Below are 22791 nucleotides of genomic sequence, written 5' to 3' on the forward strand. Positions count from 1 at the left end.
TAGCTGACTGTGCCCCTCTTTGATTCAGGAACCACGCTTCTTTCTTTCGCGTCGTGATCGATAAACTTCGTAGTGCTTAGGGTGTCTCGCCCGCATTACACCTTCGTAAAAAGGCGTGGAAAACACAATTTCTTCCTGTTGCTCAACAATTTCTGCAACTCGCCGCTCCACCTCAACCGCCCATTTCGCGCCTTTTGGTACGTTAATGATCAAGCGCGACAATTGAGCCTCAGCTATCTTTTGAGCAATCCTTCGATCGAAAATCTGGGCGTCCTCAAGAATGGAGTCTGAATCGAGGTTATCCAGTTCCCCCTCAAGATTAATTGATCCAACAAACTTCCTTCCAAGTTCAATAGCGCGCGTGAAAAGATAAACTTTCCGGATTTTACTGTTGACTGGCAAAAAGAATATATCCGATATCTCAGCGATTTGCTCTCGCGCAAATTTTGATCGCAGTAGTGCCAAAAAGGCTTTTCCTCTCACTTTCTCACGAGGATCCGAACACATCTTGAATATTGTATCAAAGATAGCCCGGTCATTAGAGAATTTTGCGGCAGCGATTGAAACAAATTTCAGAACTACCTCATCTTCGTTAAAGCAACGCGCAAGTATGTCTAAAATTAAAGATCGAAACTCTTCTCGACTTTCACAAATAGTCTCAAGGTAGAAAAAAATATCAACCCTTTTAGTCAAATCTAGCTTTGACAGCATCAATTTTCGAAATATTACTCTTGTATCACTCTTGTCAAAACCACGCAGTGCCGATGGCAATGACCCCCTATTTCTAAAGAAGCTATGAATCCAGTCAGAAGCCAAAAGCGCCTCCGCCTCCTGCAGAACGCTAATTGCTTTCTTAATCTGTGGCTTCCGCGCAATATGCTCGCGTTCAATCAAGTAGTTTTGGAAGCAAGAACCAGCAACGTCTGCGTCAGTAAAGATAGTCGAATCGTCAAACAGAACCGAAACGCCAATACAACCGCTCAAGTCTGCGCCAGTAAAATCAAAGCCGCGCAAATCAGAGAATGAAAAATCTACCCCGGACAAGTTTGCATGGCGGAAGTCACGACCGGGCACTAATCCAAGGATCTGAACGAGAGATGTGAAGTCTGAACTTCCATCAAGCGCCCTTTCAATCATCGTCACTTCAGAATTTTTCAGAATCATCGCGCTCGTCATCCTCAAACTCAACCGAGACCTCAGCGATCTTCACCACCCCAAGATAAACGGATCCATAATTTATTGTTTCACTGAGAGATTTTGCGATGAGGATGTCCATCAGCCGTCTCTTATTCGTATCGGTGCTCTTGCTGAGTGACCCAGAATACGCCTCTATTCTTATATCTCGCTGAGCAACCAGAATCTCCCCCTTGATTATGCGTCTATTTGCATTCTTTCGCAATTGTAACCTGATCAAGCAATCATTACTTAAATACGTCGCTTCGAGGCTTTGATCATCCCTCAACTCTGAGACTATCCATGAAAAGTTTGGCTTTGCGCACACTCTCAGAAATTCGATCTGATCAGTCGATACAAGCTCAAAACGCGAGAGCTTATCTGATGAGATGTTTACCCCCGCCCCAATTCCAAGTTTTGCCTTCAATTCAGAAATTTCGAAACTCAGCCCAGCCTTTCCTGAAAGCGCCTGCTCTCGGATTGATTTACCCTCATACTTCAGAATAACCTCATTGTTACGCTTCGGTTCGCCAAATCGAGTACCGAAGACTTCGGAAAATCCCTCAACCTGCATCTTTAACTTTGCTTGAGATATTGCAACAGTACAATCATTGTCGCCGAGTTGCAGATTAGCTGCAGAAATTCGTAAGTCTGCATGACACGAAACTTCGTTTTCTTGGTTAGATCGAGAAAGTCTTAAATTGAAATCGCACAAGTCCCGCAGGTCTTCCCAATCAGACATTCTTCTACCCATACGTGAACATTATACAAACTCAGCTTGCAATATTGTCGAAGACCATGCAAGCACACCTGCGGCACTAACTCAAATGGCGGTAAGGAAGCGCCTCACGCGCCTGCACATCGCTCCAACATCCGTGACCTCCTGTATCGGGCCGGGGACGTAACTCGCCACCCCCCTATCTTTCCCCCCCCGAAAGGCGCATAGTGGCCTTCAGCCCCTCGATCCCGAAGGGCAGATCGTCAGGGTGTGGCGCGCAAGGGCCCCTCCTCCCGGCCGATGTTGTGCCAGCGCCATCCTGACCTGATCCCGTTTCCCGAAAGGACATGACCCATGGGTATTTCTACCCCCAAGCCGCGTTTCGACCTTGCCGCCTTCCTGAGCGAAAAGGCCCCGGCCAAATCGCGGCGCAAGCCGATGTGGAAACGCCAGATGCCCACCGCCGAGGTTGAAGAGCCCACCGAGGCCGCCCCCGCCGACACGCCCAAGGAATAACGGCGCGCGGGGGTAACCCCGCCCCAAACCAACCCAAAAGGGCGCGCGGTTCCCCCGCGCGCCCTTTGCTTTTGCCTAATCCACCGTCCGCTGCGCGCATACGCCGGTATGCACGGCCATCTGCACCGCCATCTGCACCGGGCGCTGCACGCCCAAAATCAGGCCACGGCCTGCTCCACCGCTCTCACAATGGTACCCACCACCTCTTCCAGCAGCGCCGCATCCTCACATTCTGCCATCACCCGTACCAGCGGCTCTGTCCCCGATTTGCGGATCAGGATGCGCCCCTTGCCCACCACCCGCCGCTCCATTTCGGCGATCACGGCCTGCACGGCGGCATCTTCCAGCGGCCGCTTGTCGGCCCCGTAGCGCACATTCTTCAACATCTGCGGCACGGTCTCGAACTGCCGCGCAAGCGTTGCCGCCGTCTCCCCCGTCCGCGCCATTTCCGCCAGGAATTGCAGCCCCGCCACCAGCCCGTCGCCGGTCGTGGCATAGTCGGTCATCACGATATGGCCGGATTGTTCGCCGCCCAGATTGAACCCACCTTCGCGCATTCTTTCAACGACATAGCGGTCACCCACTGCCGTGCGTTCCAGCCGCAGCCCGCGCCCCTCAAGGTGCCGCTCAAGGCCAAGGTTCGACATCACCGTCGCCACCAGCGCCCCGCCGCGCAGCCGCCCATCCTCGGCCCAGCGCGTGGCCATCAGCGCCATGATCTGATCGCCATCCGCAACGCGCCCCTTGGCATCCAGGATCATCACCCGGTCCGCATCGCCATCCAGCGCGATCCCCACATCCGCGCCATGGGCCACCACCGCCTCGGCCGCCGTCTGCACATGGGTCGATCCGCAATTTTCGTTGATATTCTTGCCGTTAGGGGAAACGCCAACCGGGATGACCTCTGCCCCCAGCTCCCACAGCACCTCTGGCGCCGCTCTATAGGCCGCGCCATTGGCGCAATCGATCACCACCTTCAACCCGTCCAGCCGCACGCCCGCAGGCAGCGTCGTCTTGACGAATTCCTGATAGCGCCCGCGCCCATCCTCGATCCGCTTCGCGCGCCCGATATTCTCGGGCTGGGCCAAATGAACCTCGCCCTCCAGCAAAGCCTCAATCTCCGCCTCCGCCTCATCGGAAAGCTTGAACCCATCCGGCCCAAAGAACTTGATCCCATTATCGAAATGAGGATTGTGCGAAGCCGAAATCATCACCCCCACATCCGCCCGCATCGACCGCGTCAAAAACCCCACCGCCGGCGTCGGCACCGGGCCCAGCAGCAGCACGTTCATACCTGTGCTGGTCAGACCTGCGGTCAGCGCGTTCTCCAACATATAGCCGGAAAGCCGCGTATCCTTGCCGATGACCACACGATGTGCCGCCCCACCATCGCGCCGGAAATAGCGCCCCGCCGCCGCGCCAAGGCGCAGCGCCATCTCGGCCGTCATCGGGTAGGTGTTCGCCCGCCCCCGCACACCATCGGTTCCGAACAGTTTCCGCGTCATCCATCCACTCCATTCACGGCCTGCCACAGGCGCAAGGCCTGCCGCGTCTCAGCCACGTCATGCACGCGCAGAACCTGCGCGCCCTGTGCCACACCCGCCAAAGCCACCGCCACCGATCCCGGCATCCGCCGGTCGGCCTGATCCTCGCCCCCGATCGTACCGATGAACCGCTTGCGCGACGCGCCCAACAGCACCGGCACCCCCAGATCGTGAAACAGGCTCAGCCCCCGGATCAGCGTCAGGTTATGCGCCGCCGTCTTGCCGAACCCGATCCCCGGGTCCACCATGATCCGCGCACGGGGGATGCCCGCCGCCTCGGCCACGGCGATCCGGTCCTTCAGGAAATCGTAGACGTCCAACAGCACGTCGTCATAGCGCGGATCATCCTGCATCGTGGCCGGGGTCTTGACCGCATGCATCAGGATGATCGGCGCGCCCGCAGCCGCCACAACCCCCGCCATCGCAGGGTCAAACCCCATCGCCGCCACATCGTTGACAATCCCCGACCCCGCCGCCAACGCCGCCTTGGCGACCGCTGCTTTGCGCGTGTCGATAGAGATTGGCACCTCCAACCCGCCCGCCCGCAGTGCGGCGATCACCGGGGCGGTGCGCGCCACTTCCTCGGCCAACTCCACCTCGGCGGCACCCGGCCGGGTGCTTTCCCCCCCAATGTCCAGCACATCCGCGCCCCGCGCCATGGCCTGCGCCTGCGTCAGGGCCGCATCGGGTGCCAGAAACCGCCCGCCATCGGAAAAACTGTCCGGCGTCACGTTCAGGATGCCCATGATCCGGGGCCGATCCATCGCCATGCCGCCGAAATCCGGGCGTGGCGCGCTCAGCCGGTCCCGCACCTCGGCTGGCAGATCGCCCACCGCCACCACGCGTGACGGCCCATCCCGGCGCAACACCTCCACCTGCGCGAACCAGCACCACCCCCCGGCAAGGGGCAGCGCCCCGGCAGGGCGGGCGGCATCGGTCATCGCAATGGGGCGGTAATATTCCATAAGCATTGCCTAGGCGCAGCACGTCACCCGCGCAAGCCCCGCGCGGTTCAGGCCCGCTCCACCGGCACGCGGCTTCCTGCCGGGACTGCAACATCCCCGTGAAGCAGGAACCCGCTTGCCGCCATCATCTCGGCCAGCCACAGCGCCAGCGCTACCGGATCACGGCTCTGCGGCCCGTCCACCGCGTCCAGCACCAGCTTGGATGGCGCCCAAACGATCATCTGCCCGTGCTTGATGGCCCAGTCGATTTCCGTCCGCGTGGCCACCACCACACAGCGTGGATCGCGCGCCGCCAGCGTCCAGGCGTTCTGCTCGATGGCCAGCAGGTCAATCCGCCGCTGCGTGGGCTTATGTCCCGTTTCGGCCCGCGGCAGATCGGGCAAGCCCACAGTCAGGATCACAGGCACGCCCCGTGCCTCCAACCCGTCCAGCCGCGCGGCCAGATCGGTTGCATGAATTGCGGCATTGTCCAGAAACACCACCAACGGATGCAGCGCCGCCTCTACCCCGTCGCTGCCCACGGCCTTCAACGGGGCCTCTGCCCGGCTGCGGGCAATCTCTACCCCCAGCTTGCCGGGGCCACGGTCCAGCTTTTCAACCCGCACAAAGGCGCGCATCGCCTGCGGTTCGGCCAGAATCCGCTCTGCCACCCGTTCCGCCAGCGTCTCCAGCAGGTTCAGCCGCTCTGCCGCAAGCTCCGCTGCAATCGCTTCGGTGATGCGGTCATAGCTCAGGATCTTGTCCACATCGTCGTCCAGCGGTTGCGGCTGCGGGCGCACTTCGACCACCACATTGAACTGGATGCGCTGCCGCGTGCCGCGTTCCTGCTGAAATGCCCCGATCTCCACCTCGACCACATGATCGCGCAGACTGATCCGGTCACGCGGGTCGGCGCTGGCCGATGCCACGGCCCGTTCTTCGGGATGGGCAAAGGCAAGGCGGGTGTCGGTGGTCATGGTCTCGCCTCCCGGCGCACAAAGGAATACGGGGGCAGGTTATCCCCCACCCCCGACACTTCCATGTCCGAACCCGTCACAAGACGCAAGCAAGGCGACTCTCGTGTCGCCTTCCCGGCCCCGTCTCAGGGCTGCTTGTAAAAAAGATGCGCCCCGATGGCCGCCGTCTGCGGAAAGCGCCGCGCCCAGCCGGGCCGCACTTGGCGCGTGTGGAAATGCGTGGCCCCCATCGTCAGGGCGCGCGGCGCACCGTTCATCATCGCCGCCGCAATCCGTTCTGCCCGCCACATCGCTTCGGGGTCGCGCATCCGGTCGGCGCGGCCGTCGCAGACATAGCTGAACTGGCATCCGCCGCCGCCACGCTGCTGCACCACACCGCAGATCGTTGACGGGTAATCCTGGCTGTCGACGCGATTCAGAATCACCTCTGCCACCGCGAACTGCCCGCGCAGGGTTTCGCCGCGCGCTTCGAAATAGATCGCCTTGCTCAGGCATTCCCACTGCGCACCGCCCGTGGGTTCCGGCAGCGCCGCAAGCCAGGCATCATCATAGCGGATCACCGAAGGCGCGGCGGGTTTGCCCTGCGCCTTGCCGGTGGTCGTGCGGGTTTCGATCTTCGGACCCACGGCCAATTCCGTCAGCCGTCCCTCCGGAATGGCGTTCAACGCCTGTCTTTCCGTCCCCAGCAAAGTGCCAAGGGTGCCGCCCATGGCGGCTGTCGGATCATTCGATTGGCTCACCGTCACGTCGGCGAAGGCCGCTCCATTCAGGATGACGGCAGCAATCGCCCCCGTAATCCAGCCTGTCTGCAAGCGCATGGTCTCGTGTATCCCGGTTGTTTCAACCCGCCATCAGCGGGGAAAAACCTTTCCCCATTGATAACGAGGGGCGGGCGTAGACGAATCATCAGGCCCGAGTCTACCAATGTGGCAGAATTGCAACCGAAATTCGGTCCTTTTCGGCGGATATCCGCCGAAATTTCTTAACACGCTAGCGCAACAAGATCAGACAAACACATGATCTTGTGTCACTTTTTCGGAATCGGCATTTGCTCCTTCAAAGCAAGATGCGCCGCCGCCAACCGGGCCAGCGGCACACGATAAGGGGAGCAGGAAACGTAATCGAATCCCGCCTTGCGGCAAAATCCGATGGATTCGGGGTTCCCTCCATGCTCGCCGCACAGGGACACGACCAGATCACCGCGCGTCCTGCGCCCGCGTTCCGTGCCGATCAGCAGCAACTCGCCCACCCCGTCCACATCCAGAATATGGAACGGGTCTTCGGGAAACACGCCTTGCTGCACATAGGTGTTCATGAACCGCCCCGCATCATCGCGCGACAGGCCATACGTCATCTGCGTCAGGTCATTCGTGCCGAATGACAAAAAGGCCGCGTGCTGCGCAATCTCGCCCGCCCGCAACGCGGCGCGTGGCGTTTCTACCATGACCCCCAGCTTATAGGCGAAATCCGCCCCCGCCTTGGTACGCACCTTGGCCGCCACAGCCTCGATCCGGGTCTGCACCAGCTCCACCTCGCGCCGGGCCGATACCAGCGGGATCATGATTTCCGGCACGACTGCCGCGCCCCGCCGCCCGACCTCCACCGTCGCCTCGAAAATGGCCTGCGCCTGCATGTCATAGATTTCGGGCAGCACCACGCCCAGCCGCACGCCCCGCATCCCCAGCATCGGGTTGAACTCGGCCAAGGCCTCAGCCCGCCGCGTCACCTCTGACAGCGGCTTGTCCAACGCCTCGGCCAATTCGCGCAGGCCCTCGCGGCTATGCGGCAAAAACTCATGCAAGGGCGGGTCGAACAGGCGGATGCAGACGGGCAGGCCCTGCATGATATCGAACAGCTGCACGAAATCCTCGCGCTGCATCGGCAACAGCCGCGCCAGCGCCGCCGCACGATCCTTGGAACTGTCGGCAAAGATCATCTCGCGCATCACCACCAGACGATCATCTTCAAAGAACATGTGTTCCGTCCGGCACAGCCCGATTCCCTGCGCCTCGAACTGCCGCGCCGTGGCGGCATCTGCAGGCGTATCGGCATTGGCCCGAATGCCAATATCGCGGTACTGATCCGCCCAACCCAAGAGCTTGCGGAAACTGTCGTCCAGCGCCGGGGCCAGCATATCCGCCGCACCCACCAGCGCCTCGCCCGTGGCGCCATCGACGGTGATGATGTCCCCCTCACGGAACACCCGCCCATCAGGGGCCACCAGCTTCTTGTCCTTGGAATCGAGCTTCAGGTCCGACGCCCCGACGATGCAAGGCAGGCCCAGCCCGCGCCCGATCACCGCCGCGTGGCTGGTCATCCCGCCCCGTTCCGTCAGCACCCCCACGGCGGAATGCATCCCGCGAATATCCTCGGGCGCCGTCTCGCGCCGCACCAGAATGCAAGGCTCGCCCCGCGCCGCACTCGCCTGCGCGGCGGCGGATGAAAAGACGATCCGTCCCGTCGCCGCCCCCGGGCTGGCCGCGATCCCCCGCACGAACACATCGCGCGGCCCGCGCGGATCCACCTGCGTGTGCAGCAATTCCGGCAGCGCGCGCGGCTCCACCCGCAGCACCGCCTCGGCCTCGGAAATCACGCCATCCTCGGCCAGCGCCACGGCGATTTTCAACCCCGCCCGCGCCGAACGGGCCACCTTCACCGCATCCAGCACCGACAGATGCCCGTCCTCGATGGTGAATTCGATCTGCATCTCTTCGCGCAGCTTCACCCGGCAGGCCGCGCCAAACCGCAGCAGATCGCCAAACAGCCCCGGCGCAAGCTCCTCCAGCGACGGCCCGCGCGGATCGCGCGTCAGATAGATCGCCTCTGTCCGCTTCAACGCATCCCGCCCCTGCGACTGGCCCAGATAGCGCCCTGTCACCTGCGGCAGCCCCGTCACGGGATCGACGAACTGGATCACCCCAGACCCGGAAACCCCCTTGCCGATGCCCTGCGCCATTTCCTGCACCACAAGGCCCAGCGCCGCCGCATCCGGCGCCCCCTTGGCCTGCCGCAACAGTCGCGCCGTTGTCCCCTCCCAGGCCCGCGCCATAGAGCGGAGCACCTCGGCCAATTGGCGGGCAGGGTCTTGCGGAAATTCCTCATCCATTTCCAGCTCATAGACCCGCAGCGCATCGCGCAGCGCCTCGGCCGACGGGGCGGCGGCATCGAACATGTCGGGGTCCAGCCGCGCCACATGGGTAGCATAGGATTGCACAAACCGCAGGTACAGCGCATCCGCAGCCGCCTGCCCGTGCCGTTCCACCAGCCCCAAATGCCGTTCTGCGTTCATGCCGATGTTCAGAATCGTTCCCGGCCCGCCCCAATCGGGGTTCTCCGGGCTGGGCCGCACGGAAATCAACGCGTCCGCGCCGAAATGCGCCAGAATCGCCTCTACATCCACCGGATGCCCCGCCGCAATCGCCCGGACCGTGCCCGCAGGCAGCGCCACCGTCTCCGGCACCGGCAAATCCAGCCGCACCAGCCGTTGCAGGCACTTTGCCCGCCAGCCATGCGCCGCCGTCTGGATGCGCGCCGTGGGCGTGATCTCGGCGAAATCGGGAAGCATATCCATCTTCTGCACTGCAGCGACCTTTCCTTTGCAGCCGCAGGATACGCCGAAAACAGTGTCAATCAAGCCTGACATTCGGTGTAACGGCTACGTCACACTGACGGAGGGCGCCGGGGGTTTCACACCCCCGGACCCCCGTGGGATATTTTCACAGAGAAGAGTTGACAGAGGGGGGCCGGATTACCCGTCGACCTTTGTCAAATCCGCCACGCCCGAACAAATCGCGCGGATGCGATGCAGCAGGTTCAACCGGTTGCGGCGCAGAATCTCATTCTCGGCATTGATCTGCACGGCGTTGAAAAACGCATCAATCGGCGCGCGCAACTGGGCCATGGCCCCCATCGCGGCGGAGAAATCCTCGCCCTTCATTGCCGGGCCAATCGCCTGTTCCGCCACATCCAGCGCGTTGAACAAGGCGCGTTCGGCATCCGTTTCTGCGAATTTCGGATCGGCCCCGAAAGAGTATTCCACCCCATCCTTCGCCTCGGCCTGAGACAGGATGTTGTTGGCCCGCTTGAACCCCTGCAACAGGTTGGTGCCATCGTCGGAGGACAGAAAGGACTGCAACGCCTGCGCGCGCTTGACCAGCAGGGTCAGATCGCAGTTTCCTTCCATGCCAAGACAGGCGTCAATCACGTCATGCCGGATACCCTGATCGCGCAAGAAGACCTTCAGCCGATCATGGACGAAGTCACGCAGATCGTCGCTGATCGAAGGATCGTGGTCACGCACCCGCGACACCCAATCGGCGCCCGTCGGTTCAGCTTCTGCCACCAAGGCGCGGGTCACTTTGCCGAACATTCCGTTTGCCACAGCCCCGTCAAGGATCGCAGCCAAACGCTTTGCCTCCTGCGGGTCGGCTCCGATCTGGTGGCGCAACACCTGCACATCGGTGAGACGGTCCAACGACACCCGCACCCCATTCACCAACACCAACCGAATAACCCCCAGTGCCGCCCGACGCAGTGCAAACGGGTCCTTGCTCCCTGTCGGCTTTTCATCAATCGCCCAGAACCCGGTCAACGTGTCGATCTTGTCGGCCAGCGCAACGGCGACCGAGACAGGCTCCGTCGGCACCGCATCCGATGGACCCAGCGGCGAATAGTGATCCCGGCAGGCATCCGCCACCGCTGCAGGCATCCCCGCCTCCAGCGCGTAATAGCGGCCCATCACGCCCTGCAATTCGGCGAACTCGCCCACCATACCCGACCGCAGGTCCAGCTTGGCCACCCTTGCCGCCTGCTCGGCCAGCGCGGCATCCGCCCCCACCATGGGCGCAATCTCGCGCGCCAAGGCGGCGATCCGGTCGATCCGCTCCGCCTGTGAGCCCAGTTTGTTGTGGAAGGTCACGGATTTCAGCCCCTCGGCCCACTCGCCCATGCCGCCCTTGGCCACCCGCAGGTCATTTTCCCAGAAGAACCGCGCATCCGACAGGCGGGCGCGCAGCACCTTTTGGTTGCCGCGCAGGATCGCAGCCCCGCCATCCGCCGCCTCGATATTCGCCACCGTGATGAATCGCTCAATCCGCCCCGTCTTGGGGTTCTTTACGGAAAAGAACTTCTGATGCTCTTTCATCGAGGTTTGCAGAACCTCCGCCGGCAGGCCCATGAATTCCTCGCCGATCTGCCCCATCAGGACCGACGGCCATTCCACCAGCCCCGCCACCTCGGCCAGCAGACCGCGATCCTCCACCACTTCAAGCCCGGCCGCAAAGGCCATGTTGGTGGCGTCATGCCAGATCTGCGCCTCACGCTCGGCCGCATCCAGCATCACCTTGGCGCGGCCCAGCTTCACTCGGTAATCGTCAAATGAGGTCACGGCAAACCGCCCCGCCCCCATGAAACGATGCCCTTCGGTCGTGTTGCCTGCCGTGATCCCGTCCACGTCCAGCGGCACCACCCGTGCCCCCGCCTCATCCACCAGCAGGCACAGGATGGATTGCAAAGGCCGCACCCAGCGAAGCGACCCCGAACCCCAGCGCATGGATTTGGGCCATGGGAAATTGCGGATCGCGCTTTCCAGCACCTCGGCCACAATCGCATCGGCGCTGCGCCCGGGCTTTTCGACCACCGCGAAATAGACCTGCGCCTTCTTGTCGTCGCGCACCTCAAGCTGATCCAGCGTCAGCCCGGTTGACCGCAAGAACCCCTCCAGCGCCGCCGCCGGCGCGTCCGTGCGCGGCCCCTTGCGCTCTTCCCGCACCGCGCGGCTTTCCGCCGTCAGCTCCTCTACCGACAGCACCAACCGCCGCGGCGTCGAAAAGGCCCCGGCGCTGGCATAGGTCAGCCCCGCCTCAACCAGCCCATCCGTCACCAGCCGCTTGAGATCGGCCGCCGCCTTGGCCTGCATCCGCGCAGGAATTTCTTCCGAGAACAGTTCGATCAACAGATCAGGCATTGGATCACTCGCTCGCCGAGGCGTTCAACTGGTGCCAGGCAAAGGCCCGGCCATCGGGGAAAACCGCAACAACGCGGTCCACGCCGGGGTGAATATTGGCTTCCGACAGGAAGGGAATGGCCTCGCCGCGCTCCAGCGCCGCCCCGATGGCCTGCGCGTCGAAACAGTCGAACCAGCCCGGCGCGATGTTGGGCACCGCGCCTTCATAGATCTTGTAGGTCTCCGTCAACATCGCCTGCGTCATCGGCGTGCGGAAGCAGGCGCGGAACCGGATCGGGGACGACTCGCTGTCGATCCCGGTCACCTCTTCGGCGATGATCGGCTCAGGCTGGCCCCCCTCGATCAGCGTCAGGCGAATCTCTTCGCCCGGCACGAAAGCCGCTTCTTCGTAAAAGGCATAGACCTGCAGCCAATACATGGCCACACCCGCAACTGCCCCGATTAACACGATCCCCCCCGCCATGATCTTGCCATTCACGCCGCCGCCCCCCCCGATGCGCCACCAGCCTCAGTCGTGACAAAGGCATCGGCACAGGCCTTGGCCAGCGCCCGCACCCGCCCGATATAGGCCTGCCGCTCGGTCACCGAAATCACGCCCCGCGCATCCAGCAGGTTGAACAGGTGGCTGGCCTTGATGCATTGGTCATAGGCGGGATGGGCCATCACGATGCGCTTGCCGCTTTTTGGGTCCAGCGCGTCAAAGGCCAAAAGCCGCCCGCATTCCGCCTCAGCATCCTTGAAATGCTGAAACAGCATCTCGGTCGTTGCGCCGTCAAAGTTGTGGCGGCTGTATTCTTCCTCGGTCTGGCGGAAGATATCGCCGTATTTCAACGGGATGGGGGATTGCGGATCATTAAAGGGCATCTCCATCACATGGTCGATCCCCAGCACATACATCGCCAGCCGCTCCAACCCATAGGTCAGCTCGCCCGAAACCGGGCGGCAATCATGCCCGCCGACCTGCTGGAAATAGGTGAACTGGCTCACCTCCATCCCGTCACACCACACCTCCCAGCCCAGGCCCCAGGCGCCCAGCGTTGGGCTTTCCCAGTCATCCTCGACAAAGCGGATGTCATGCAGCATCGGGTCCAGCCCGATCGCGCGCAGGCTGCCCAGATACAGCTCCTGCAAATCCGGCGGCGATGGTTTGATGATCACCTGATACTGATAGTAATGCTGCAGCCGGTTCGGGTTCTCGCCATAGCGCCCGTCGGTGGGGCGGCGCGACGGCTGCACATAGGCCGCCGCCCATGGCTTTGATCCCAGCGCCCGCAGCGTGGTGGCCGGGTGAAACGTGCCCGCCCCAACTTCCATGTCATAGGGTTGCAACACCGCGCAGCCCTTGGCCCCCCAATAGGATTGCAGGCGCAGAATGATCTCCTGGAAACTGCGGGGAAGCGTCGCGGTATCAGCCATGCCGGGGCCCTCTTGCAAACCGCCCTCTCCATAGGCAACGGGCGCAGGAGGGTCAATCCTTGCGGGGGGCTTGCGGCGGCCTTCACGGGGTCGTGCGGCGCACCTCGCCAAGGCTGCGCGCACAAGACAGGGGCCAAGCGGCCCACACAGTACAGGCCACTCTCATACCCGGCATTTTTACAAGCTATGTGAATCCCCGGCACGCTCTGCTAGTCTGCTTGCTGAAACGAAAATGGAATTGCCGAATGCTGCGTCTGGTTCTTGCCTGCCTTGCCCTTTGCCTGTCCCTTTTGACCGCCCCTCCCACCGCAGCCCAGCAATCCCAGGATCAGGTCTGGATCCAGATCGAAGCCAAACCCAACCTCGCCGATGCGCAGGACCGCGCCGCCGCGTGGCAGGCCATGTTCGATGATGTGCAGGGCTACCGCATCGGCTCCGGCTGGCACGTAATCGCACTTGGCCCCTTCACCCGCGCCGATGCAGAAACCCGCCTTGCCGGGCTTCTGCGTGAAAATCTGGTGCCGCGCGACAGCTACATCACCGATGGCCGCAGCTTTGAAGGCAGCTTCTGGCCCACAGACACAGCGCCCGCCACGCCAGAGGCAACCACCGCAACCGAACAAGCCCCCGAACTGGCGCAAGACCTCGCTCAGGAACTCGCCCCGGCGCCTGTCGTGCCCGATGAAACCCCCGAACAGGCCCGCCAATCCGAATCCCTGCTGTCACAGGCAGAACGCGAACAACTGCAAACCGCGCTGAAATGGTTTGGCTTCTATACCAGCACCATCGACGGGGCCTTCGGGCGCGGCACGCGCGGCTCCATGACGGAATGGCAAGAGGCGATGGGTTATGAACCCACCGGCATCCTCACCACCTTCCAGCGCGACACGCTGACCGCCAACTACCTTGCCGAACAATCCGCCCTCGGCCTTGCCACCATCACCGAACCCGAAGCCGGGATCGAGGTGACGATCCCCACCGCATTGGTGCAGTTCGATCATTACGAACCGCCCTTCGTGCATTTCACCGCCAAGAACGGCTCGGATGCCTTGCGCATCACCCTGATCAGCCAGCCGGGCGATCAATCCGCGCTTTATGCGCTCTATGACACGCTCCAGACGCTGGAAATCATGCCCACCACCGGCCCCCGCGAACGGGGCGAGCGCAGCTTCACCCTGCGCGGCGACAGCGCCACTGTCACCTCTGCCGCCTATGCCGAACTGTCGCGCGGGCTGATCAAGGGCTGGATCGTGACCTGGAAACCCGACGCCGAACTGCTGCCCATCGACCGGATCCTGTCCGCCGTCGAAGCCAGCTTCCGCCCCGTCGGCGACCGCGCGCTGGATCCGGGCATCGTCCCGATGGACGGGGCCACCAAAGCCGGGCTTCTTTCGGGGCTTGAGGTGCGCAAACCCCGCCTCACCCGCTCGGGCTTTTACATCGACGGGGCGGGCAATGTCCTCACCTCCACCGATGCTGTCGATCAATGCGCCCGCATCACGCTGGATGGCGTGACAGAGGCCCGCCTGACACTGGCCGATCCGGCAACGGGCATTGCGCTTCTGGCGCCCGCCACCCCGGTCAGCCCCCCCGCCACAGCGGAATTCCAGCTTGCCCCGGATCGCATCGGCACTGAAATCGCGGTGTCCGGCTACAGCTACGGCGATGCCCTGCCCGCCCCCGTCCTCACCTTCGGCACGCTTCAGGCCGCCGAAGGGCTGGCCGGGGAACAGGGGCTGAAACGCCTCGCCCTTACCGCTCTGCCCGGCGATGCCGGTGGCCCCGTGGTAGACAGCACCGGTGCGGTGCTGGGCCTTCTGCTGCCCGCCTCGCTTGATCCTGCCCGCGTGCTGCCCGAAGGCGTGGCCTTTGCCACCACTGGCCCGGCCATCGCCGCCGCGTTGCAGGCGCAAGGCATCACCCTGACCCAAGCCACCCGTCAGGGCGCCCTGCCGCCCGAAGATCTTGCCAAAGAAGTGGGCCGGATGACCGTTCTTGTGTCCTGCTGGGATTGATCACCCGCGCCAGAACCTTGGCATCAGGATCACAAAGACGGCCATCAATTCCAGCCGTCCCAGCAGCATGCCCAGGATCATGATCCACTTGGCCGCATCCGGAAAGGCCAGCAAGGCCCCTGTCGGATGCACCTCTGGTCCAAAAGCGGGGCCGACATTGGCAATCGCGGTCCAGGCGGCGGTGACTGCGGTTTTCGTCCCCAACCCCGTCAGCGCCAGCGCCACCGCCAGCAGGCCAAAACTCAGCATGAACAACGTAAAGAACGAAATCACCGCGTTCAGCACGTCGTCATCCACCGCCCGCCCCTCATAGCGCAACGTGTTCACCGCATTCGGCCCAAACAGGCGGCGCAATTGCAGCTTCACCGCCTCGAACAGGATCAGATAGCGGAACACCTTCACCGAACAGCCGGTTGATGACGTGCAGCCCCCGATCAGCCCGGTGATGAACAGAATGGCAAAGGGAAACGCCCCCCAGGCCGCAAGGTTCGCGCTCGTGAACCCCGTCCCCGAAAACACCGACACCACATTGAAGGCCGTCTCGCGCAGCAGCGTCTCAAAGGGCATATCCCCGGTGACCACCTCAAAAGCCACGATCGCGCCGATGGCATAAGCGTTCCAGCGCAGATAGGCCCGTACCTGCCGGTCCTTCCACAAGGGAACCCATTCCCCCTGCCATGCCTGAATGAACCGGATGAACGGCAGACTGCCCGCCAGCATGAACACCACCGCCACATATTCCAGCGGCCCGGCAAACTTGGCAAAGGACTGATCCGATGTCGAAAACCCGCCCGTCGATACCGTCGACAGCGCATGCACCACCGCATCAAACCCGCCCATCCCCAGCGCCGCATAGCTCAGCGCGCAGGCCACCGTGATCGCCACATAGATCTGCACCAGCGCGGATGAGATATCCAAAGCCCGCGGCAGCACCTTGCCAAGCGTGTCAAACCCCTCGGACCGGAAAAATTGCATCCCGCCCACCTTCATCACGGGCAGAAACAGCATGGCAACGATCACGATCCCCAGCCCGCCCAGCCAATGCAGCATCCCCCGCCACAGGTTCGCCCCCATCGGCAGATCGTCCAGCCCCACAATGACCGTGGCCCCTGTCGTGGTCAGCCCCGATGTCGCCTCAAACAGCGCATCCAGCCAGCCCAGCCCCGGCGCACCCAGCACCAGCGGCAGCGCGCCAAAGAAACAGGCCGCGACCCAGGCAAACACCGTCAGCAAAAAGATCTGCTGCAAGCTCAGCCCGCCCGACAAAGCATTCGCCGTGGCCAACGCCACCGCCCCGCCTGCAACCACGCACAGCAACGCCGATTTCAGAAAGGCCTGCCAGTTGGGATCGCCCACAGACCAGTCCAGCGCCATCGGGAACAGCATCGCCGCGCCCAGCGCAACGATCACCAGTCCAATGATATGGGCAACCGGTCTGACATCCAGCATTGGCTGCCAAGGTGGGATGCCCCATCCCCGGTGTCAACCAATCGGGGGTCCGATAGGCTGCCGCCGGGCCTGCCTATCGCAACCAGAACCGCGGCAACACCAGCACAAAGATTGCCAAAAGCCCCAACCGCCCCAGCAGCATCGCCAGCGTCATGATCCATTTCGCCGCATCGGGGAAATCCACGAAAGTCCCTGTCCGCTCCACCAGCGGACCAAAGCCGTATCCGATATTGCCCAGCGCCGTCCAAACTGCGAACAGCGATGATGTGATATCCACCCCCGTCAACGTCATCGCCACGGTCAGCACGCCCAGCGTCAGCACAAAGCCGCTGACATAAAGGATCAGTGCATCCATCACATCCGGCTCAACGGTGCGCCCGTCATACTTCACCGGCGATACCCGCCCCGGCAGGATGATCCGCCGCATCTGCTGGATCAGCGCCGCCCAGATCAGCTGCGCCCGGAACACCGTCAACCCAGCCGCGCTTGATCCCGAACAGGCCCCGATCACCCCGATCACAAAGGCCACCACCAGCATGTAACCGCCCCAGACCGGGAAAGACCCCGAAAAGAACCCGGTCGATGACATGATGGACGTCAGATTGAACAGGCTTTCGCGAAAGACGTCCTCGAACTCCATGTCCGATGTCCACCACCGCCACAGCGTGACCGTGCCCACCGCCAGACCCAGCATCTTCACATAGGCCCGCACTTGGCTGTCCAGCCACAGCGGGCGGCTGTCACCATTCACCAGCTGCACATAGCGGACATAGGGCAGGCTCCCCAGAAACATGAACAGCGCCCCGAAATACTCGCCGGCCCCGGCATAGCTGCCAAAGGATGTATCGCGCGGTGAAAACCCGCCCGTCGCAATCGCGGCCATGGCATGTACCGTCGCATCCAGCGCGTTCATCCCGATCGCCGCAAAGGTCAGCCCGGCAATCACGATCAGCCCCAGATAGACGCCCAGCAACTGCTTCGCGATATCCGTCGCACGCGGCAGCGCCTTGCCGAATGTGTCAAACCCTTCGGTGCGAAAGAACTGCATCCCCCCCACCCGCATCACGGGAAGAAAGATCATCGCCACAAAGGCGATGCCCAGCCCCCCCGCCGCGTTCAGCAGCCCGCGCCACAGATTCATGCCCGCTGGCATCGCATCCAGCCCATAGATCACCGTGGCCCCCGTGGTGGTGATCCCCGACACCGCCTCGAAATAGGCCTCGGTAAAATGCAGTTGCGGCACACCCAGCATAAAGGGCAGCGCCCCAAAAGCCGGCACCCCGAACCAGATCACCGCCGTCAACAGATAGGCCTGCCTGATGTCGAATGCCCCGCCCATGCGGTTCGCCGTGGCCAGCGCGATCGCCCCGCCAACTCCTCCGGTGATCAGTGCGGAAAACAGGATGGCCTTGGCATTCGGATCGCCCGCGCTCCAATCCACAATGGCTGGCGCAAGCATCAGGACCGCCAACACGATCAGGATGCGCCCGAAGACATAGGCGATGGGCCGGAAATCAACCACGATATGCCTTGGCTACACTTCGCTGCAGCGCGGTCTATCACGCGCAGGACAAGAGGCAAGCCCGCCGACAAACCACCCGCGACACCGCGCCCCGCCAATGGCAAAAGGCCCGGCGCAAACCGGGCCTTTGCTGTCAGTGTTCAGGTCGCCCTCAGCCGACGTGATACAGCGTCTGGAACAGGCGCGGGTCCAGGCTTTCCTGCGCGAAGGTCGGCCCTTCGGTCAGCACGCTCACCGCGTCATGGCTGTGCAGGCTTTCCTGATGGCTTGCCACGATCCGGAAATCCCCGATCCGAGCATCGCCCTTCAGCGCCTGACAGAAGCTGCGCGCCGCATCTTCCACAAAGATCGGGTTCGCCGCGTTCAACTCGGCAAAGGCCTGCTCATCCTCGCGCTTCACCATCACCTGCGTTTCCGTCGGCACGGCCGCCCGCGCCAGATCGATCAGATCTTCGAACCACAGGCACTTGCCCGCCTTCACCTCAACCGAGATGCGCGCCACCGACCGCTGCGAATGCGGCGTCGCCAACTGCCCGCGCGTGCGCCGGGCATGTTCGCTCAATTCCAGCGAACAGGGGCAGGTGGACGAATAGACAAAGTCCAGATGCATGATCTTCTTGCGCACCCCGGCCACGTCGACCAGTTCCAGCGCGATGTCATAATACTGCCACCCAGACAGGCCCGACCGCAGCGAACCAACCTTCACCGGGAAGGAAAACCGCATCTGGATTCGCGCATCAAAGCTTTCCAGATCGCGCTTATAGTCCTCCAGCGCATGCTCGATCACCGCAAAGCTGAAATCCCGCTCCGCATGGCCATAGAAGGACCGCATGATGCGGCTCATGTTGATGCCCTTCTTTTCGGCCTCCAGGCTGACCGTGCCGGTCACGCTGGTCTCCAGCGCCAGATCGCCATTGTCGCGCGTGCGGTAACGGATCGGCAGGCGGAAATTGGAAATCCCGACATGCTGGATCACGGCTTTTTCACCACGGATCAGGCTTGCCGGACCGTTCTGCAAATCGGGCAGGCTGTCCTTATAGGCGGAATCCACCGCGAAATCCTCAGGATAGGCACGGCTCAGCGCCGGATACCCCTCGCCGGGCAGCAGATAGCCCACGGCGGAATCCAGCCGTGCAATTTCGCTGTCCGATGCCTTGCCGGCCCAGCGCCGCAGCACGGCCAGCGCGGCTTCGGCTTCTTCACGCGAGGGCTGACGGTCGATTTCGGGGGTATGGATATTCATGGCAGGGGCCTTTCGGTTCGGGCCACCCCAAGGGTAGCCTTCAATGTCAGCAGGTATACGCGGGCCAGTGGCACCCGGATCACTCCGCCGCACCCGATTGGGGTGCGACAGAACGTCAATATAGGCATTCCCCCGTCACATGGGAATGACACTCCGCGCGCCCTTTTCAGCGGATTCCGACATCACCCCGCAAAGCGGCGCAAATCAGCGCAGTCAGACGGCCGCCAAAGCCTGGCGCAGATCGGCGATCAGATCACCCGCATCTTCCAACCCCACCGACAGCCGGATTAGCCCCGGCGTGATGCCCAGCTTGTCCTTCTGATCCTGCGGCAGGCGCTGATGGGTGGTGGTGGCCGGATGGGTGGCAATCGTCTTGGCATCGCCCAGATTGTTGGAAATCTTGGCAATCTCCAGCGCATTCATGAAGCGGAACGCCGCTTCCTTGCCGCCCGCCACCTCGAACGTCACCAGCGTGCCGCCCGATCCCATCTGCGCCATGGCCAGCCCATGCTGCGGATGGCTCTCCAGCCCCGGAAAGATCACCTTCGACACCCGCGCATCACCTTCCAGCGCCCGCGCGATGGTCAGCGCGCTTTCCGCCATCGCCCGGCAGCGCAGATCCAGCGTCGCCATGCCGTTCAGATGCATCCAGGCCGTGAACGGGCTCATCGACCCGCCGGTGTGCTTCATGTAGGGCTCAAGAACCTTGCGGATCCATTCTTTCGTGCCACAGACCACGCCGCCCAGCGCGCGCCCCTGCCCGTCGATATGCTTGGTGGTGCTATAGACCACCACATCCGCCCCCTGTTCGACCGCACGTGAAAAAATCGGCGTGGCAAACACGTTGTCCACGATCACCACCGCGCCAACCGCATGGGCAATCTCGGAAACGGCACGAATATCAACAAGTTCCAGCGTCGGGTTCGACATGGATTCAAAGAATACCGCCTTCGTCCCCGGCACCACGGCCTTGCGCCACTGGTCCAGATCGGCCCCGTCGACAAAAGTCACCTTCACGCCATAGCGAGTCAGCACTTCCTCAAGGATGTAAAGACATGATCCGAACAGCGCGCGTGAACTGACGACATGATCCCCCGCCCGCAGCATCGACACCAGCGTCCCATTGACCGCCGCCATGCCGGACGCAGTAGCAAAGGCATCCTCCGTCCCCTCCAGCCCGGCGATCCGTTCCTCGAACATCCGCGTTGTGGGGTTGCCGTACCGGGCATAGATGAACTCGTCCTCCCCCGCCTTCACGAACCGCGCCTCCGCGCTTTCGGCGCTGTCATAGGCAAAGCCCTGCGTCAGGAAGATCGCCTCCGCCATCTCGCCATACTGGCTGCGGCGGGTTCCCTCATGCACCAGCTTCGTGCGCGTCTTCCAATCCGTCATCGTCACGGCCTCCGGCCAAGAAAAAGCCCCGGCAAAACCCAAAGGTGCCGGGGCCAAACCCCTCACCTCTTTAGCGGCTTGTTTAACGTGGCCCGCAATCCGGTAACAAAGCGCCACGCCAAGGGCGATACGCCCACGGACGGCAAAGGTCAACGCCCGCCTGACGGGCCTTCGCATCCGCGCACAGGTCTATGGCGCATTTTGCGCCCCATTTGCATCTTGTTCCCCCGCGCCAAAGCCTCAACATCAGGTCAAAGCAACAGGAGCCGCCATGACCGCCCCCATCGACCTGCATTACTGGCCCACCCCCAACGGCAAGAAGATCACCATCGCGCTCGAAGAGATGGGCCTTCCCTACACTATCCACCTCGTCAACATCGGCGCGGGCGATCAGTTCAAACCTGAATTCCTCGCCATCGCCCCCAACAACCGCATGCCTGCGATCACCGATCCCGAAGGCCCGGATGGCCAGCCCATCTCGATCTTCGAATCCGGCGCCATCCTGCAATACCTCGTGCGCAAGACGGGCCAGTTCGGCGGCTCCAACGCCCGCGAACAAGCGGCCGTCGAACAATGGCTGATGTGGCAGATGGGCGGCGTCGGCCCGATGGCCGGTCAGGCGCACCACTTCCTGACCTACGCCCCCGCGATGGACCCGCCGCAAGACCTGCCCTACGCCAAGGACCGCTACCGCCGCGAGGTGGGCCGCCTCTACGGCGTGCTGGACAAGCAGCTTGCCAAAACCCGCTACGCCGCCGGCGATTTCCTCTCCATCGCAGATTTCGCGATCTGGCCCTGGGCCATGGGCTGGACCGGCCAGCAACAGACGCTGGACGACAAACCCAACTTCAAACGCTGGCTTGATGAACTGGCCGCCCGCCCCGCCTTTGTCAAAGGCGCCGCCGTGGGGGCCGATCAGCGCAACAACAACACCACCGACCGCAAGGCGCAGGAAATCCTCTTCAAGCGCTAAGTCCAAATTTCTTCGAAGAAATTTGCAAATTCGTTCCAACGAATTTGAAAGGGCGGCTCCCAAAGGCCGCCCTTTTCCGCCGATGGCCACCGCGCGCAGCCCGCATCTGCCCGAATCTCCTTGCTACATGGCCCGAAAGGGCGCATAGCCATAGGGCTTTATTCGATCTTTCGACCTTCTGTCTTCCCTCGGGCTGTCAGACGCGAACTTGATGACCCTGAGCCAGGCCACCGCAAGTCCGCGGGTGGCGTATTTCGACAGGAGATCTCACGATGGCCAACGGCACCGTGAAATGGTTCAACGCCACCAAAGGCTTCGGCTTCATTGCACCCGAGGGTGGCACCAAGGACGTGTTCGTCCACATCACCGCGCTGGAGCGCGCCGGCATCCGTTCGCTGGCTGACGGTCAGGCCGTCACCTTCGATCTGGAGCGTGACCGCAACGGTCGCGAATCCGCGATGAACCTCGCTCTGGCATAAGCCAAGGCACAGGCCCGGCGGCTCTGACCACCGGACCAGAATAGTCGAAGCCCGCGCAGTCGCTGCGCGGGCTTCTTTCTTTTACAAATCTTCGGTCGTGACGCCCCCTAGCGAAAGAAGGATGCCAGCCCCGCCCCCCGCTCGGCAATCAGATGCGAACCATGTCAGATAGCATGGTCAAAGCCGCCCTCCTCGACGACATAGCTGTCACGCGCAATCTGGCGCACGCCGATATCGCTCAGAAGATGCGGCGACAACGCCTCCAGACGGCGGATTTCGGACTGCAAGTCACGCGCCTCACGACGTGCCGCCGCCTCTGCGGCCCAGTGCAAAGACGGCACTGCCCGCAATCGGGACAGCAATCTTGCCAAGGCCAAACCCGGCCGGACGCGAGGGGACAAAACAGTGGCAGAAACGGCAGCAGGAACGGGAAAGGCGGTCATGGCGGGGATCCTTCATGCGGCG

Annotated in this window: 19 protein-coding genes and 1 riboswitch; of the genes, 4 read left to right on the plus strand and 15 right to left on the minus strand. The window is 62.5% G+C overall.

The genetic code is table 11. From position 1 onward, the window contains the following. Window positions 1-24: 24 nt before the first annotated feature. Both RSE12_16165 and RSE12_16170 read right to left on the minus strand, forming a co-directional pair. Window positions 25-1176 (minus strand): pentapeptide repeat-containing protein, encoded by a 1152-nt coding sequence (locus RSE12_16165; protein WRH61887.1) that lies wholly within the window; start codon window positions 1174-1176, stop codon window positions 25-27. Next, entirely contained in the window at window positions 1145-1915 is a 771-nt protein-coding gene (locus RSE12_16170) for a hypothetical protein (protein ID WRH61888.1), read from the minus strand. The genes RSE12_16165 and RSE12_16170 overlap by 32 nt, the downstream gene beginning before the upstream one ends. A 330-nt stretch (window positions 1916-2245) precedes the next feature. Between RSE12_16170 and RSE12_16175 the strand changes: the two genes are divergently transcribed. Further along, entirely contained in the window at window positions 2246-2407 is a 162-nt protein-coding gene (locus RSE12_16175) for a hypothetical protein (protein WRH61889.1), read from the plus strand. Window positions 2408-2565: 158 nt separating this feature from the next. On the opposite strand, the gene glmM is transcribed toward RSE12_16175, so the two are convergent. From glmM to RSE12_16215, 8 genes are all read right to left on the minus strand, one after another. Then, on the minus strand, window positions 2566-3912 hold the full coding sequence (gene glmM, locus RSE12_16180; GenBank protein WRH61890.1) for a phosphoglucosamine mutase: 1347 nt from the start codon (window positions 3910-3912) through the stop codon (window positions 2566-2568). After that, window positions 3909-4916 carry a dihydropteroate synthase gene (gene folP, locus RSE12_16185; protein WRH61891.1) on the minus strand — a complete coding sequence of 336 codons (1008 nt, stop codon included), beginning with the start codon at window positions 4914-4916 and terminating at the stop codon, window positions 3909-3911. Before folP ends, glmM begins: the two co-directional genes overlap by 4 nt. Window positions 4917-4963: 47 nt before the next feature. After that, window positions 4964-5872: a dihydroneopterin aldolase gene (locus RSE12_16190; protein WRH61892.1), complete on the minus strand. Its 909-nt coding sequence runs from the start codon at window positions 5870-5872 to the stop codon at window positions 4964-4966. Window positions 5873-5997: 125 nt separating this feature from the next. After that, window positions 5998-6690 (minus strand): cell wall hydrolase, encoded by a 693-nt coding sequence (locus RSE12_16195; GenBank protein ID WRH61893.1) that lies wholly within the window; start codon window positions 6688-6690, stop codon window positions 5998-6000. 209 nt (window positions 6691-6899) lie between these two features. Then, window positions 6900-9452, minus strand: coding sequence for a putative PEP-binding protein (locus tag RSE12_16200; protein WRH61894.1), 2553 nt, complete (start codon window positions 9450-9452; stop codon window positions 6900-6902). Between the two features lie 168 nt (window positions 9453-9620). Further along, the gene (gene glyS / locus RSE12_16205) at window positions 9621-11837 is read right to left on the minus strand and encodes a glycine--tRNA ligase subunit beta (GenBank protein WRH61895.1); all 2217 of its coding nucleotides are present in this window, start codon (window positions 11835-11837) and stop codon (window positions 9621-9623) included. Window positions 11838-11841: 4 nt separating this feature from the next. After that, on the minus strand, window positions 11842-12315 hold the full coding sequence (locus RSE12_16210; protein WRH61896.1) for a DUF6446 family protein: 474 nt from the start codon (window positions 12313-12315) through the stop codon (window positions 11842-11844). Further along, on the minus strand, window positions 12312-13253 hold the full coding sequence (locus RSE12_16215) for a glycine--tRNA ligase subunit alpha (GenBank protein ID WRH61897.1): 942 nt from the start codon (window positions 13251-13253) through the stop codon (window positions 12312-12314). The genes RSE12_16210 and RSE12_16215 overlap by 4 nt, the downstream gene beginning before the upstream one ends. Window positions 13254-13498: 245 nt before the next feature. Between RSE12_16215 and RSE12_16220 the strand changes: the two genes are divergently transcribed. Next, entirely contained in the window at window positions 13499-15268 is a 1770-nt protein-coding gene (locus RSE12_16220) for a serine protease (protein WRH61898.1), read from the plus strand. Here the strand turns inward: RSE12_16220 and RSE12_16225 are convergent, their stop codons facing one another. The 4 genes from RSE12_16225 to metZ all read right to left on the minus strand — a co-directional run bounded on the left by RSE12_16225 (window position 15269) and on the right by metZ (window position 20874). After that, window positions 15269-16717, minus strand: coding sequence for a TrkH family potassium uptake protein (locus tag RSE12_16225; GenBank protein WRH61899.1), 1449 nt, complete (start codon window positions 16715-16717; stop codon window positions 15269-15271). Between the two features lie 73 nt (window positions 16718-16790). Beyond that, window positions 16791-18239: a TrkH family potassium uptake protein gene (locus tag RSE12_16230; GenBank protein WRH61900.1), complete on the minus strand. Its 1449-nt coding sequence runs from the start codon at window positions 18237-18239 to the stop codon at window positions 16791-16793. A gap of 151 nt (window positions 18240-18390) precedes the next feature. Then, a complete protein-coding gene (folE2, locus tag RSE12_16235; protein WRH61901.1) occupies window positions 18391-19482 on the minus strand; it encodes a GTP cyclohydrolase FolE2 in 1092 nt (363 codons plus the stop codon). Window positions 19483-19695: 213 nt separating this feature from the next. Further along, a complete protein-coding gene (gene metZ, locus RSE12_16240) occupies window positions 19696-20874 on the minus strand; it encodes an O-succinylhomoserine sulfhydrylase (protein ID WRH61902.1) in 1179 nt (392 codons plus the stop codon). A 49-nt stretch (window positions 20875-20923) separates the two neighbouring features. Further along, window positions 20924-21001: riboswitch (SAM riboswitch) on the minus strand. Window positions 21002-21145: 144 nt separating this feature from the next. Between metZ and RSE12_16245 the strand changes: the two genes are divergently transcribed. After that, window positions 21146-21847: a glutathione S-transferase N-terminal domain-containing protein gene (locus RSE12_16245; GenBank protein WRH61903.1), complete on the plus strand. Its 702-nt coding sequence runs from the start codon at window positions 21146-21148 to the stop codon at window positions 21845-21847. 272 nt (window positions 21848-22119) lie between these two features. Next, complete coding sequence (locus tag RSE12_16250) at window positions 22120-22326, plus strand: cold-shock protein (GenBank protein ID WRH61904.1); 207 nt, start codon at window positions 22120-22122, stop codon at window positions 22324-22326. 164 nt (window positions 22327-22490) lie between these two features. Here RSE12_16250 and RSE12_16255 read toward each other — a convergent pair whose 3' ends face one another. Beyond that, window positions 22491-22769 (minus strand): hypothetical protein, encoded by a 279-nt coding sequence (locus RSE12_16255; protein ID WRH61905.1) that lies wholly within the window; start codon window positions 22767-22769, stop codon window positions 22491-22493. Window positions 22770-22791 lie beyond the last annotated feature (22 nt).

The sequence above is a fragment of the Fuscovulum sp. genome (assembly GCA_035192965.1).
In the GTDB taxonomy this organism is placed as follows: Bacteria; Pseudomonadota; Alphaproteobacteria; order Rhodobacterales; family Rhodobacteraceae; genus Paragemmobacter.

Coding starts and splice junctions, on each gene's coding strand:
- metZ (WRH61902.1), bottom strand. CDS start 20,874: ATGACGGATTGGAAGACGCGCACGAAGCTGGTGCATGAGGGAACCCGC.
- RSE12_16255 (WRH61905.1), bottom strand. CDS start 22,769: ATGACCGCCTTTCCCGTTCCTGCTGCCGTTTCTGCCACTGTTTTGTCC.
- glyS (WRH61895.1), bottom strand. CDS start 11,837: ATGCCTGATCTGTTGATCGAACTGTTCTCGGAAGAAATTCCTGCGCGG.
- RSE12_16215 (WRH61897.1), bottom strand. CDS start 13,253: ATGGCTGATACCGCGACGCTTCCCCGCAGTTTCCAGGAGATCATTCTG.
- RSE12_16170 (WRH61888.1), bottom strand. CDS start 1,915: ATGTCTGATTGGGAAGACCTGCGGGACTTGTGCGATTTCAATTTAAGA.
- folP (WRH61891.1), bottom strand. CDS start 4,916: ATGGAATATTACCGCCCCATTGCGATGACCGATGCCGCCCGCCCTGCC.
- RSE12_16225 (WRH61899.1), bottom strand. CDS start 16,717: ATGCTGGATGTCAGACCGGTTGCCCATATCATTGGACTGGTGATCGTT.
- folE2 (WRH61901.1), bottom strand. CDS start 19,482: ATGAATATCCATACCCCCGAAATCGACCGTCAGCCCTCGCGTGAAGAA.
- RSE12_16250 (WRH61904.1), top strand. CDS start 22,120: ATGGCCAACGGCACCGTGAAATGGTTCAACGCCACCAAAGGCTTCGGC.
- glmM (WRH61890.1), bottom strand. CDS start 3,912: ATGACGCGGAAACTGTTCGGAACCGATGGTGTGCGGGGGCGGGCGAAC.
- RSE12_16220 (WRH61898.1), top strand. CDS start 13,499: ATGCTGCGTCTGGTTCTTGCCTGCCTTGCCCTTTGCCTGTCCCTTTTG.
- RSE12_16165 (WRH61887.1), bottom strand. CDS start 1,176: ATGACGAGCGCGATGATTCTGAAAAATTCTGAAGTGACGATGATTGAA.
- RSE12_16175 (WRH61889.1), top strand. CDS start 2,246: ATGGGTATTTCTACCCCCAAGCCGCGTTTCGACCTTGCCGCCTTCCTG.
- RSE12_16190 (WRH61892.1), bottom strand. CDS start 5,872: ATGACCACCGACACCCGCCTTGCCTTTGCCCATCCCGAAGAACGGGCC.
- RSE12_16245 (WRH61903.1), top strand. CDS start 21,146: ATGACCGCCCCCATCGACCTGCATTACTGGCCCACCCCCAACGGCAAG.
- RSE12_16195 (WRH61893.1), bottom strand. CDS start 6,690: ATGCGCTTGCAGACAGGCTGGATTACGGGGGCGATTGCTGCCGTCATC.